Annotated in this window: 12 protein-coding genes; all 12 read right to left on the bottom strand. The window is 62.4% G+C overall.

What is annotated here, in order from left to right:
• Window positions 1-142 precede the first annotated feature (142 nt).
• On the bottom strand, window positions 143-982 hold the full coding sequence (locus AC56QX_RS03465; protein ID WP_497113724.1) for an alkaline phosphatase family protein: 840 nt from the start codon (window positions 980-982) through the stop codon (window positions 143-145).
• Window positions 983-1,096: 114 nt separating this feature from the next.
• Window positions 1,097-2,686, bottom strand: a complete 1,590-nt coding sequence (locus AC56QX_RS03460; protein WP_497113723.1) for an ABC transporter substrate-binding protein — start codon at window positions 2,684-2,686, stop codon at window positions 1,097-1,099.
• A gap of 165 nt (window positions 2,687-2,851) precedes the next feature.
• Window positions 2,852-4,507, bottom strand: coding sequence for an ABC transporter ATP-binding protein (locus tag AC56QX_RS03455; RefSeq protein ID WP_497113722.1), 1,656 nt, complete (start codon window positions 4,505-4,507; stop codon window positions 2,852-2,854).
• The gene (locus AC56QX_RS03450) at window positions 4,507-5,331 is read right to left on the bottom strand and encodes an ABC transporter permease (RefSeq protein ID WP_477218581.1); all 825 of its coding nucleotides are present in this window, start codon (window positions 5,329-5,331) and stop codon (window positions 4,507-4,509) included. The genes AC56QX_RS03455 and AC56QX_RS03450 overlap by 1 nt, the downstream gene beginning before the upstream one ends.
• A 9-nt stretch (window positions 5,332-5,340) precedes the next feature.
• Window positions 5,341-6,300 carry an ABC transporter permease gene (locus AC56QX_RS03445; RefSeq protein WP_475454415.1) on the bottom strand — a complete coding sequence of 320 codons (960 nt, stop codon included), beginning with the start codon at window positions 6,298-6,300 and terminating at the stop codon, window positions 5,341-5,343.
• Window positions 6,301-6,316: 16 nt separating this feature from the next.
• Window positions 6,317-7,903 (bottom strand): ABC transporter substrate-binding protein, encoded by a 1,587-nt coding sequence (locus AC56QX_RS03440; RefSeq protein WP_497113721.1) that lies wholly within the window; start codon window positions 7,901-7,903, stop codon window positions 6,317-6,319.
• Between the two features lie 153 nt (window positions 7,904-8,056).
• Entirely contained in the window at window positions 8,057-10,042 is a 1,986-nt protein-coding gene (locus AC56QX_RS03435) for a CocE/NonD family hydrolase (RefSeq protein WP_497113720.1), read from the bottom strand.
• A 79-nt stretch (window positions 10,043-10,121) separates the two neighbouring features.
• Window positions 10,122-10,535 (bottom strand): type II toxin-antitoxin system MqsA family antitoxin, encoded by a 414-nt coding sequence (locus AC56QX_RS03430; RefSeq protein WP_497113719.1) that lies wholly within the window; start codon window positions 10,533-10,535, stop codon window positions 10,122-10,124.
• A 1-nt stretch (window position 10,536) separates the two neighbouring features.
• On the bottom strand, window positions 10,537-10,842 hold the full coding sequence (locus tag AC56QX_RS03425) for a type II toxin-antitoxin system MqsR family toxin (RefSeq protein ID WP_497113717.1): 306 nt from the start codon (window positions 10,840-10,842) through the stop codon (window positions 10,537-10,539).
• Between the two features lie 60 nt (window positions 10,843-10,902).
• Window positions 10,903-11,496, bottom strand: a complete 594-nt coding sequence (locus AC56QX_RS03420) for a nucleoside deaminase (RefSeq protein ID WP_497113716.1) — start codon at window positions 11,494-11,496, stop codon at window positions 10,903-10,905.
• Window positions 11,497-11,512: 16 nt separating this feature from the next.
• Window positions 11,513-12,004, bottom strand: a complete 492-nt coding sequence (locus AC56QX_RS03415; RefSeq protein WP_497113715.1) for an ureidoglycolate lyase — start codon at window positions 12,002-12,004, stop codon at window positions 11,513-11,515.
• Window positions 12,001-12,864, bottom strand: coding sequence for a bifunctional allantoicase/(S)-ureidoglycine aminohydrolase (locus tag AC56QX_RS03410; RefSeq protein ID WP_497113714.1), 864 nt, complete (start codon window positions 12,862-12,864; stop codon window positions 12,001-12,003). Before AC56QX_RS03410 ends, AC56QX_RS03415 begins: the two co-directional genes overlap by 4 nt.

Here is a 12,864-nt window from a genome sequence, read left to right as displayed (position 1 = left end):
ACCTGGTCCGTGGCACCCTCAACAATGCACGATTCCAAACACACAAGGGGTGCTCCAGCGGAGTGAGACGATGGCGTTCCCTGGAACACCCCTCATCCGTCGCCTTCGGCGACACCTTCTCCCAAAGGGGAGAAAGGGGGAGCTAAATCAAAAACGGCTTCGCCTTCATCGTCGCCGGCACCGGCACACCCAGCCGGCTCAATACAGTCGGCGCCAGCTGCAACTGGTCGAGCAGCACCTCGCCCTCGGGGCCTTTGCCGGACCCGAAATAGTAGAGCGCGAAATCCTGCATCTCGTCGTCGTGGCCGCCATGGTGGCCGCGATCGGTCTGGCCATGATCGGCGGCGACCATCACCTCGTAGCCGGCATCAATCCAGCCCGGCAGGAAGGCCGCCAGCATACCGTCCATCGCATAGACGGCATGGTCCATCTCGTGGCAGTCGTGGCCGAAGCGGTGGCCCATCGAATCCAGCGTGCAGGTGTGCAGGATGCCGTAGTCGATGCCGTGGCGTTTCGTCAGCATGGTCAGCGTCGCGAACAGATCGACATCGCTCGGCGTCATCTGGTTGCGCGCGTTATAGCCGGTCATGGTGTGGAAGCGGCCATGCGTGATCGGCCCGCCAGGCTCGTCATATTCCATGTCCTCGACCAGATCGAACGGATAGGACCGGAAGAATTCCGACCAGTAGGAATGCGTCACCGCGCCGGTCTTGCCGCCGGCTTTGCTGACTTCGGAGAAGATGTCTGGCTGCCCGACGCGAAAGCGGTTCTCATTGGAAAGGATGCCATGCACCTGTGGCGACACGCCAGTGTGGATGGAAGCATAACAGCAGGCCGAGGTCGACGGCAGCACCGACCGCATCTTCCAGACCTTCGCCTCGCCCGATTGCACCCAGCCTTCGAGATTGCCCATCAGCCGGCGCCAGTTGCGATAGGGCACGCCATCGAGGATGATCAGCAGAAGCTTGGATTTGAGCGCCATGGGCTGCTCCATGATGTCTAGCAGTTGAAACGGGAACGCCGCGTGCCGTTTCGGGCACACGGCGTTCTTACACGTGAATCAGGCGGGCACGTGAATCACACAGGCAGGGTTCGGCTAAGCGTTGAGCCAGCACTCGGCCAGCGCGTAGCCATCCATCATTTCGCCGATCGGGCTCTTGGCAAAACCGCCGATCTTGTTGGTGGCGGCGGCATCGATGAACTGGTTGAAGAACGGCACGATCAGGCCGCCCTCGTCGCGCATCAGCACAGCCATGTCGTGGTAGATCGCCTTGCGCTTGGCCTGGTCGAGTTCGCCGCGCGCCGCAAGCAGCATCTTGTCGAATTCCGGACGCTTGAAGCGCGTGTCGTTCCAGTCGGCGGTCGAGACGTAACCGGTGGAGTACATCTGGTCCTGCGTGGCGCGACCACCCCAGTAGGAGAGCGAGAAGGGCTTTTTGTTCCAGACTTCCGACCAGTAGCCGTCGCCCGGTTCGCGCTTGATCTCGATCTTGATGCCGGCCTTGGCGGCGCTCTGCTGGTAGAGCTGGGCGGCGTCGACCGCGCCGGGGAAGGCAACGTCGGAGGTGCGCAGCAGGATGGAGCCGCTGTGGCCCGACTTCTTGTAGAGAGCCGCAGCTTTGTCCGCATCGAATTTGCGCTGCTCGATGTCGGTCGAAAACAGCGGGTAGGCTTCGTTGATCGGGAAGTCGTTGCCGACCGAGCCATAACCACGCAGGATCTTCTCCAGCATCTCCTCGCGGTCCATGGCGAGTTTCAGCGCCATGCGCAGGTCGTTGTTGTCGAACGGCGCGGTGTCGCAGAACATGTTGAACGGGTAGTAGCCCTTGCCCGACACGTTCTCGATGGTGACGCCGGGGATGCGCTTGACCAGGTCGACGACCTTCGGCTCGACGCGGTTGATCATGTGCACCTGGCCGCCTTGAAGTGCTGCCAGCCGCGCCGTCGCGTCATTGATGACGACGATTTCGACCTGGTCGGCATGGCCGAGCTTGTCGCCCTGCCAATAATTGGCGAAGCGCTCGCCGCCATGGCGCACGCCCGGCTGGTTGACGGTGACCTTGTAGGGGCCGGCACTGATGCCGGCATTGGGGTTGTCCTTGCCGCCATTCGGCTGGATGACGAGGTGGTAGTCGGCCATCAGATAGGGGAAATCGGCGTCGGCATCGCCGAGCGTGACGATGACTTCTTTGCCGCTCGCCTTGACGGCCTTGATGTTCTTGAGGATGCCGAGCGCACCGGATTTGGACTTTTCGTCGGCGTGGCGCTCGATGGTGGCGGCGATGTCTTCGGCGGCAACAGTCTTGCCATTGTGGAACTCGATGCCATCGCGCACCTTGATCGTCCAGGTCTTGGCGTCCTTGGACGCGCCGATCTCCTGCGCGATCATATTGGTCAGGCTGTTGTCGGGCATCAGTCGGACCAGATATTCGCCCCACTGCTTGCCGAAGCTGTAGGTGACCTGGCTAAGGTTCAGCGCAGGGTCGAGGCTGTTGGTCGACTCGCCGCCCTGCAGGCCGGCCTTGATGACGCCGCCCTTGACCGGCGTCTGTGCGAAGGCTTTCCCGGCCAGCGTCGTTGCCAGCGCCGCCGACACACCCAGTGCCGCCGTGCGGCCAAGGAAGTCGCGGCGCGACATCCGGCCCTGGCCGGCGAGATCAGCGAGATGGTCGAGTTCAGTCTTCATGTCCTACCCCTTGTTGAAAACAACATCACGAGCGGCGCCCGTCCAGAAGGACGTGTGGCGCTTTCGTGTTGCATCTGGATGACGGCAGCCGCCCCAGGCTAACGGCTCGGGTTATTCCTTCGTCTGACGCAATTCCGGACGGTTCAGACCTTTCCTGGAATTACTTCAGTTCCCCGCGCTGGCCATGCGCCGTCCCTTGATCGCCTTTTCCAGCCAGCCGATCTCCATCTCCGGGACCGATGACAAGAGAAGGTCGGTGTAGTCATCGAAGGGGGGCGTCAGCACCTTGCTTTTCGCGCCATAGCGCACGACCTCGCCGCGATACATCACCGCAATCGAATCGGCGATCGATTTCACAGTCGCCAGATCGTGGGTGATGAACAGATAGGCGACATTCTCCTCCTTCTGCAGCTCAAGCAGCAGCTTCAGGATGCCGTGCGCCACCAGGGGGTCAAGCGCCGAGGTCACCTCGTCGCAAATAATCAGCTTGGGTTTTGCCGCGAGCGAGCGGGCGATGCAGACGCGCTGTTTCTGGCCGCCTGAAAGCTCGGCCGGATAGCGGTCGGAAAAGCCCTTGCCCATCTCGATCTTGTCGAGCAGTTCGGCGACGCGTTTGTCGCGCTCCTTGCCGCGTATGCCAAAATAGAATTCGAGCGGCCGGCCGATGATGGTGCCGACGGTCTGGCGTGGGTTCATCGCCACGTCGGCCATCTGGTAGATCATCTGCAACTGCCGCAGATCTTCTTTCGGCCGGTCGGCAAGCTTGTTGGCCAGCGGACGGCCGTCAAAGGTGACAGTGCCTTCTTCCGGCGGCAGCAAACCGGTGATGGCGCGCGCCAGCGTCGATTTGCCGGAGCCGGACTCGCCGACGACGGCCAGCGTCTGACCCGGATAAATGTCGACCGAGACGTTCTTCAGCACCTTGATATGGCTGCGGCCATAGGCGGCGGTGACGTTCTTGACCGACAGGAACGGCGTCGTGCCGGGCTTTTGCTCCGCATGCTCGATCTCGTGCACCGAGACAAGCGCGTTGGTGTACTCCTGGCGCGGTTCCTTGATGATCTGGCGCGTGCCGCCCCATTCGACCAGCCGGCCATGGCGCAGCACCATGATCTCGTCCGAGACCTGGGCGACGACGGCAAGATCGTGGGTGATGTAGAGCGCCGCCACATGGGTGTCGCGGATGGCGTCCTTGATCGCCGCCAGCACGTCGATCTGCGTCGTCACGTCGAGCGCTGTCGTCGGTTCGTCGAAGACGATCAGGTCCGGTTCGGAGCACAGCGCCATCGCCGTCATCACGCGCTGCAGCTGGCCGCCCGAGACCTGATGCGGGAAGCGTTCGCCGATGGTTTCGGGATTTGGCAGGCTGAGCTTCTTGAACAGCGCGACGGCGCGTTTCTCGGCCTCTGCCCGTGTCGCCGTGCCGTGCAGCAACGTGGCTTCCACCACCTGATCCATCAGCCTGTGCGCCGGGTTGAAGGCGGCGGCTGCCGATTGCGCGACGTAACAGACCTCGCGGCCGCGCAGCTTGCGAAAGCCCTCTTTGCCGCCCTTCAGAATGTCGCGACCGTTGAGGATCACCTCACCGCCCGTGATGCGCACGCCGCCGCGGCCATAACCCATCGACGACAGGCCGATGGTCGACTTGCCGGCGCCGGATTCGCCGATCAGGCCGAGCACTTTGCCCTTTTCCAGCGTCAGCGAGACGTCGTGCACCAGCACGATGTTCTTCGGCGCCTCGCCGGGCGGATAGACGGTAGCCTCGATGCGCAGATTGCGGATGTCGAGCAGCACGCCGGGTTTCGCTTTGGTATCAGCCATCACCCGCGTCCTCCCTTGAGGCTTGTCGTACGGTTGAGCACCCAGTCGGCGACCAGATTGACCGAAATCGCCAGCATGGCGATCGCCGCCGCCGGGATGAGTGCCGCGCCGATGCCGAAGACGATGCCATCCTTGTTTTCCTTGACCATGCCGCCCCAGTCGGCATCCGGAGGCTGCACGCCAAGGCCGAGGAAGGACAGTGTCGACAGGAACAGAACCGCGTAGATGAAGCGCAGCCCGAGTTCCGAGACCAGCGGCGACAGCGCATTGGGCAGGATCTCGCGGAAGATGATCCAGGCGCTGCCTTCGCCGCGTAGCTTTGCGGCTTCAACGTAATCCATGACGTTGATGTCGACGGCGACCGCGCGCGACAGACGGTAGACGCGCGTCGAGTCGAGAATGCCCATCACCAGGATCAGCGTCACCAGGTTGGTCGGCAGCACGGAGAGGACGACCAGGCCCATGATCAGCGTCGGGATCGACATCAAGAGATCGACCAGGCGCGACAGGATCGTGTCGAACCAGCCGCCGAACACCGCCGCCGAGAACCCCAGTATGGCGCCGAGCGAGAACGACAGCGCGGTGGCCAGCACCGCGATGAACAGAGTGATGCGGGCGCCGTAGATCATCCGCGACAGCAGATCGCGGCCGAGATTGTCGGTGCCCAGCCAATGCGCCGCCGACATCGGCTCCCAGACATCGCCGACGATCTCGGCATTGTCATGCGGTGAGATCCAGGGCGCGAAGATCGCCGCCAGCACGAACAGTGCCGTCAGGATTATGCCGATCAGCGCCGGGATGGGGATGCGTTTGATATCGAGCATGCCCGCCCCCTATTTCGGATGTCGAAGACGCGGATTGGCGATGATCGCCGCTATATCCGCGATGATGTTGAGACTGATGTAAACGGCGGCGAAGATCAGGCCGACGGCCTGCACCACCGGCACGTCGCGCTTGGTCACGTGATCGACGAGATATTGCCCCATGCCGGGATAGACGAAGATCACCTCGACCACGACGACGCCGACGATCAGATAGGCGAGGTTGAGCATCACCACATTGATGATTGGCGCAATGGCATTGGGGAAGGCGTGCTTGCGGATGACGTTAAACGCCGACAGGCCTTTCAGTTCCGCCGTCTCGACATAGGCCGACTGCATGACATTGAGGATCGCCGCGCGCGTCATGCGCATCATGTGGGCCAGCACCACCAGCGTCAGTGCCGTCGCCGGCAGCGCGATCGCCTGCATCCGCTCACCGAACGGCATGCCGTCATAGACAGTCGAGATGCCGGGAAAGATCTGCCACTTCACGGCGAAGAAATAGACCAGCACATAGCCGATGAAGAATTCCGGAAAGGAGGTCGAGGCGAGCGCCAGTCCGGAGATCAGCTTGTCGACCCAGCCATTGCGGTAACGCACCGCGATCAGGCCGAGGATGATCGCCAGCGGCACCGCCACGATTGCCGCCCAGAAGGCGAGGAACAGTGTGTTCCACAGCCGGCCCTTGATCGAGGTCGCGATGTCCTGGCCGCTCGACATGGCCGTGCCGAGGTCGCCGGTCAGCACGCCGCCGAGCCAGTGGAAATACCTGACATAGGCCGGATCATTGAGCCCGAGCTGCTCGCGCAGATTGGCGAGTGACTCCGGCGTCGCCGATTGTCCGAGAATGGCTTGCGCGACGTCGCCGGGCAGAATCTGGGTGCCGGCGAAGATCAGGACCGAAATGGCCAACAGAAGCAGGATGCCCAGCGCAATGCGCTGGGCGATTAGTTTCAGGATGGGTGAGGACATCTCTGCAAAGCCGGACTCAGGCCTGCAGCCAGCACTTCGCCAGGGCGTAACCGTTCATCAGTTCCTGATGCGGATCATCCACCCAGCCGTCGACCTTCGCGCCGGTCGCGTCGATGAACTGGTTGAACATCGGCAGGATCAGGCCGCCTTCGTCGCGCACCAGAACAGCCATGTCGTGGTACATCTGCTTGCGCTTGGCATCGTCGAGCTCGGCGCGCGCCGCCAGCACCATCTTGTCGAAGTCCGGGCGCTTGAAACGCGTGTCGTTCCAGTCGGCGGTCGACAGATAGGCGGTCGAATACATCTGGTCCTGCGTCGAGCGGCCGCCCCAGTAGGAAGCGCAGAAGGGCTGCTTGTTCCAGACCTCGTTCCAGTAACCGTCGCCGGGCTCGCGCTTGAGCTCGATCTTGATTCCGGCCTTGGCCGCGCTCTGCTGGAAGAGCTGCGAGGCATCGACCGCGCCCGGGAAGGCGACGTCCGAGGTCCGCAGCAGTACGGTGCCGTCGTGACCCGACTTCTTGTAGTGGAACTTGGCCTTGTCGGGATCGAACTTGCGCTGCTCGATCTCGGTGAACAGCGGATAGGATGCGTTGATCGGGAAGTCGTTGCCGAGCGAGCCATAGCCACGCAGCACCTTGGTCAGCATCTCCTCGCGATCTATCGCGAGCTTCAGCGCCATTCTGAGATCGTTGTTGTCGAACGGCGCCGTGTTGCAATGCATGATGAACACGTAATGGCCCGGACCCGCATGGTTGCGGATGGTCACGCCCGGCACGCGCTTGATCAGGTCGACGATCTTCGGCTCGACGCGGTTGATCATGTTGACCTGGCCGCCCTGCAGCGCCGCCGTGCGCGCCGTGGCGTCGTTGATGACGATGACTTCGATCTGGTCGGCATGACCCATCTTGTCGCCCTGCCAGTAGTTGGCGAAACGCTCGCCGCCATGGCGCACGCCGGGCTCGTTGGTCTTGACCACATACGGGCCGGCCGAGATGCCGGCGTCGGGCTTGTCCTTGCCGCCGTTCGGCTGGACGATCAGGTGATAGTCGCTGAGCAAATAGGGAAGGTCGGCGTTGGCCTCCTTCAGCGTCAGCACCACTTCCTTGCCGTTGGCCTTGATGGTCTCGATGCCCTTCATGTAGCCGAGCGCACCGGATTTCGACTTCTCGTCGGAATGGCGCTCGAGCGTGGCGGCAACGTCCTCGGCGGTCACGGTCTTGCCGTTGTGGAATTCGACGCCGTCGCGGATTTTCAGCGTCCAGACCTTGGCGTCCTTGGACGAGCCGATCTCCTCGGCGATGCGGTTCTCAAGCTTGCCCTCGGGCGACAGCTCGACGATCATTTCACCCCAGCACTTGCCGAAGGCGAACGGCACCTGCGTCATCATCAGCGCCGGATCGAGGCTGTTGGTGGATTCACCGCCGACCAGGCCGGCTTTGATGGTGCCGCCCTTGACCGGGCCTGCCGCGCGCGCCGCACTTGAAAGCAGCGAATTGGCGAAGGGTGCGGCAATGCCGAGCGCAGCCGCCCGGCCGAGAAAATCGCGACGGCTCAGCTTGCCCGCTGCAACACGCCGGCTAAGGAATTCGAGTTCATTAGACATTTTGAGTTCCTCACTCTGTTGGTTCGACTCTGCGGTCGATTTCTTTGTTAATTCTCCCTGAATAATGAGGGTAAGCTAATGCCGTAAGCAAGACCGAATGCGACATGCCGTGGCGTAAATCGTACGTCGCATTTGGACCAACGGCTTCAGCGTTCAGACCAGCGCGCGTGGAATCTTTTCCTCGAAAGTGCGTTCGAAGACGATTTTTTCGCCCTCATAGGCCTCGATTCTGGCGCTGACGATAAAGTTTTGCGCGTCCGATCGCATCTCGGCCCATGTCTCGGTGCGCACCGACCATCCATTTCGCGACAGCGTCTGCGTCCAGTGTGTTTTTCCCGAAGCGGACAATGGATTGTCAGGATGGATCGTCCAGGTCTCGCGGGCGATGCTGCCGTTGACCAGGCCGTGCTCGAGATCGCGCACCGCGCCGAAATCGTCCGCTATGGAAAGCGTGACGATTCCCGTTTTTTCGTCGCGATCGACATGGCGTTCGGAATTGGCGGGCCGAACCGTCTCGGTCGCCCAGGGCGTGGCGCCTTCCGGCTCGGCGAACGTCGTTTCGTTGCCTGCAGCCAGCGGGCGCAGCGGCAAGGCCAGTGTCGCTGCCGACAAGGTCAGTTGCACCGGCTCCGGCGAGGGCCAGATGGCCGGCCAATAGGCGTTTGACACGGCGATGCGCAGGTGATGGCCAGCCGGCACGCGGTAGGCGCACTGATCAAGCACCACGCGCGCCGACACGGTTTCATCAGGCACCAGCGCTTGCGGGAATTCGTGCGAGTCGCGGTGCGTCAGGTTGAGCACGCCATAGGAGATCAGCTCCGAAGCGCCGTCGGGATGCACGTCGCACAGGCGAACAGCGATGTTGGCCTGCGGGCGATCGGAAGAGAACGTGACCTGAACTTCCGGTGCACCGAGAATGTCGATCGTCTCGGCGAGTTCAGGCTGGTCGAAACACACCGACAGCGCATCGTCGGGACGCTGGTCGCCCGGCAGTTCCGGGCCAAAGGTGAACGGGAAATACTCGCCGCCGGCAAGGCCGCAGGTCTGCGGCGAGGCGACGATGGCCGGTTTGCTCCCCTTGGGGAGCAGATCGATCGCCTGGACCTTGATGGCGGGCGACGGCCATTGTTGCTCTGCCACCCAGCGGCCAGGCCGCTCCGGGTGCCAGCGGGCCGGGCGTACGCTGTCCATTACATAGGCGCGGTAGGCCGGATCGTCCTCGACGCCGGTCTCCTTGCCCTTCAGCCAACGGTCCCACCAGCGCAGCGCCTCCTGCAGGAAGCCGATGGCCGGTTGAGGTCCGGCATAATGCGGATATTTGTGGATCCAGGGGCCGACGATGCCCTTCACGGGCGCCTCGATGTTGGTGACCAGGTGCGAGATCGTGTTGCGGTAGCCGTCATGCCAGCCGCCGATCGACAGCACGGCGGCCTTCACCGCGGAAAAATCCTCGCAGATCGAGCCGCGTTTCCAGTAGGCATCACGGTGCTGGTGGCTGAGCCAGAGCGGCAAAAGGAAGGACTGGTTCTCCAGCCGGGTCAGCCACAGATCGCGCCAGTGGTTGTCGCCGGCGATCAGGGGGTCCGGCGGCCGCGACGAATAGGACAGCATCGTCGACGCCCAGCCGAAATTCTCGATCAGCAGGCAGCCGCCCTTGTAGTGGATGTCGTCGGCATAGCGGTCGACAGTCGAACACAGGCTGATCACCGCCTTCAACTCCGGCGGCTGCTTGGCCGCCACCTGCAGGCAATTGAAGCCGCCCCAGGAAATGCCCATCATGCCGACATTGCCGTTGCACCAGGGCTGGCTTGCCGCCCAGGCGATGACGTCGCAGGCGTCCTGCAATTCCTGCTCGGAATATTCGTCGTCCATCAGCCCTTCGGAATCGCCATTGCCGCGCATGTCCACGCGGATCGAGGCGTAGCCGTGGCCGGCGAAATACGGATGCGTCAGCTGATCGCGAAAAATGGTGCCGTCGCGCTTGCGGTAGGGCAGATGCTCGAGGATGACAGGCACCGGATCGTCGCCGGCATCCTCCGGCATCCACACCCGCGCCGACAGCCGGCAGCCATCCGGCATGACGATGCCCATATCAGGGAATTCGACGACCTTGCGGGGAAATTTGGTGATGGTTTTCATGGCAGGCATAACGCCCCGCGGCGCCGCAACTTTCAATCGCCATTCGCGACTGGAGCAGCGAATTATGCGACCTGTACCGCTACCGCAATTCGTCCAGCAGTTCGGGATGCTTTTCCAGCAGCGTCATCAATTGGATGGTCGGGCCACTCGGCTCAATCAGGCCCCTTTCATATTTGTCGAAAGCATTCTCGCCGACCTTGAATAGGGATCCTGCCTCGCGCTGTGACAGTTTGAGCTTTGTGCGCATACGGCGGATGGTTGCCGGAGCGGGAACGCCGTCGATCTTTTCCTTGAGGGCGCGAAGAGCAGCGTCGACAGCAATCATGTCGTCTCCAACATGCACCCCCTCGTCCCCGGAGGCCGGATAATAACCCGGAAGGTCGACAATCATGCTCTCGCCCTTATAGGTCACGGTGAATGGACGCGCCCCGCGCGTCAGGGTTTCCCCGGTTTCGGGGGAAATCATCGTCTCACTTCCTTCTCTTTTCGCCATGTCATTTCTCCTTGAACGACATGACCGTGAACTCGGTCACGACATCCGCCTGGAATTTTACATAGAGAAGCACGTCGCGCGCCGGCACGTGGTAGACATCCTGCCAGACCCGATGATCTGCGAAAGTCGTCATCGACTTCACAAACATCTTGCGTGTCATGCTGCCGATCACCTCGACAATGCCGGCGCGATCGAAACCAAGGCCGAGAGCGTCGCGCAACGCGGATGTTGTGATCGCCAGCGTGTCCACAGACCCCAACGCCGTCTTGATCGCGTCAAGATCGTAGGTGGGCTTGCGTTTCTCCATTTCTCAATATGCCACCATAAAGGTGGCAATTCAAGAAGGTCGATCGCAGGGGGCCGCAGGCTAGTTCAGCGGAATGTCGTTCTCGGCCTTGCTCGCCTGGTAGGCGCCGGACAGCTCGTCGTAGCGGGCCGAGATCCTGCCGATCCGTGTCTCCAGCCGTTGGCGTTCGGCCTCGGGCAGCGCCCGCACCAGCCTGCGGATGGAAAAGCTCTTCCAATAGGCGTTCTCGGCATTGTAGCCGCCGGGATCGAGGGTGAAGACCTCTTTCAGGATTTTCAGATCGTGCGGGATGGCGAAACTGTCGCGCGAATCCTCGTGGCTGAATAGATAGTAGAAATTGTCGAAGCCGGTCCAGGTGATCGCCGACAGGCAGAGCGAGCAGGGCTCGTGCGTGGCGATGAAGATGGCGTCCTTGGTGTCGACACGCTCGGCCCTGGGCATTTCGTAGAAACGCTTCAGGCAGTGCACTTCGCCATGCCAGAGCGGGTTTTCGATCTCGTTGTTGGTTTCGGCCAGCACCAGCGAGCGATCGTCCTTGCGCAGGATCGCCGCGCCGAACAGCTTGTTGCCGTGGGCGACGCCATCCGCCGTCTTCGGCACGATGTCGTGCTCGATGACGTCGAGCAGGCGGTCGATCAGAGAAATGTCGGTCATTGGAAAAGGGAATCCTTCAGGGAAGGTGGATCTCGTAGGCGTGCGAGAAGTGGAATTCTTCGAGGTTGGAGCCGTCGCCGCCACGGTCGACGATCAGGAAATCCTGAGCCTCGCCGAGCGGCGTCAGCACGCCATGCCAGAGATTGCGGGAATAGTTGATGCCTTGTCCGGGCGCGGTGATGAACGCATGCGGTTCGCCCGGCCCCTCATCACCGTCGTGGCAGACGACGACCAGGAATGGGCGCGGCGACAGCGGAATGAAAGCTTGGCTGCCGAAGGGGTGACGCTCGACCATGGTCAGTTTGAGCGGCAGTTCGTAAGGCGTACCGCGCACCATCGAGATCAGCACGCGGGCGTTCGGCCCTGCTGCTTCGGCGGTGGCGAGGTCGTGGTAGCGTTCGGCGCGCCCACCATTGATCGGGTAGTGGTTGTCGCCGCCCATGTCGATGACGTCGCCGAAAGCGGCAAAGGCCTCACGGGTTAGCGGCCGCGCGACGATTCGGGTCACGGCGCCCGCCTTGCAATGCCGGCACTGCCAAGCTTGGCGTGGCGGTTGACGTCCTTGTAGAGCAGATAGCGGAATTTTCCCGGGCCGCCGGCATAGCAGGCCTGCGGGCAGAAGGCGCGCAGCCACATATAGTCGCCGGCCTCGACCTCGACCCAGTCCTGGTTGAGGCGATAGACCCCCTTGCCCTCCAGCACATAGAGCCCATGCTCCATGACATGGGTCTCGGCGAAAGGAATGACGGCACCTGGCTCGAGCGTGACGATGGTTATGTGCATGTCGTGGCGCAAATCGGCCGGATCGACGAACCGTGTCGTCGCCCAGCGGCCCTCGGTGCCGGGCATCGGTGTCGGCGCGATCTCCTGTTCGTTGGTGAAGAAGGCCTCCGGCGTGTCGAGACCATCGACCGCCTCGTAAGCCTTGCGAATCCAATGGAAGCGGACTGCGGCCTTGCTTTCGTTGTGAACGGTCCAACCGCTGGCCGGCGGCAGGAAGGCAAAGCCGCCAGGCCGCAAGACATGCTTCTTGCCGGCGAGCAGAACCGTCAGTTCGCCTTCGACCACGAACAAGGCGCCCTCGGCGCCGGCATCGGGTTCCGGCCGCTCGCTGCCGCCGCCGGGCGCGACCTCGACGATGTATTGCGAGAATGTCTCGGCGAAGCCGGACAGCGGCCGCGACAGGATCCAGACCCGGGTCTTGTCCCAGAACGGCAAGGCACTGGTGACGATGTCCTGCATCACGCCCCTGGGGATGACGGCATAGGCCTCGGTGAAGACGGCGCGGCCGGTCAAAAGCTCGCTCTGGCCGGAATGGCCGCCATGCGGCGCATAATAGGTTCGCTCGGGCATCCTGATCGTATCCAT

Source organism: Mesorhizobium sp. RCAM 06353 (genome assembly GCF_059683585.1).
Note: the sequence above shows the minus strand (reverse complement) of the source record. Positions and strands in the feature narration are given on the sequence as shown.

Excerpts from the sequence above, each read along its gene's own strand:
- AC56QX_RS03465 (WP_497113724.1), bottom strand. The coding sequence starts at position 982 with ATGGCGCTCAAATCCAAGCTTCTGCTGATCATCCTCGATGGCGTGCCC.
- AC56QX_RS03460 (WP_497113723.1), bottom strand. The coding sequence starts at position 2,686 with ATGAAGACTGAACTCGACCATCTCGCTGATCTCGCCGGCCAGGGCCGG.
- AC56QX_RS03455 (WP_497113722.1), bottom strand. The coding sequence starts at position 4,507 with ATGGCTGATACCAAAGCGAAACCCGGCGTGCTGCTCGACATCCGCAAT.
- AC56QX_RS03450 (WP_477218581.1), bottom strand. The coding sequence starts at position 5,331 with ATGCTCGATATCAAACGCATCCCCATCCCGGCGCTGATCGGCATAATC.
- AC56QX_RS03445 (WP_475454415.1), bottom strand. The coding sequence starts at position 6,300 with ATGTCCTCACCCATCCTGAAACTAATCGCCCAGCGCATTGCGCTGGGC.
- AC56QX_RS03440 (WP_497113721.1), bottom strand. The coding sequence starts at position 7,903 with ATGTCTAATGAACTCGAATTCCTTAGCCGGCGTGTTGCAGCGGGCAAG.
- AC56QX_RS03435 (WP_497113720.1), bottom strand. The coding sequence starts at position 10,042 with ATGAAAACCATCACCAAATTTCCCCGCAAGGTCGTCGAATTCCCTGAT.
- AC56QX_RS03430 (WP_497113719.1), bottom strand. The coding sequence starts at position 10,535 with ATGGCGAAAAGAGAAGGAAGTGAGACGATGATTTCCCCCGAAACCGGG.
- AC56QX_RS03425 (WP_497113717.1), bottom strand. The coding sequence starts at position 10,842 with ATGGAGAAACGCAAGCCCACCTACGATCTTGACGCGATCAAGACGGCG.
- AC56QX_RS03420 (WP_497113716.1), bottom strand. The coding sequence starts at position 11,496 with ATGACCGACATTTCTCTGATCGACCGCCTGCTCGACGTCATCGAGCAC.
- AC56QX_RS03410 (WP_497113714.1), bottom strand. The coding sequence starts at position 12,864 with ATGGATACGATCAGGATGCCCGAGCGAACCTATTATGCGCCGCATGGC.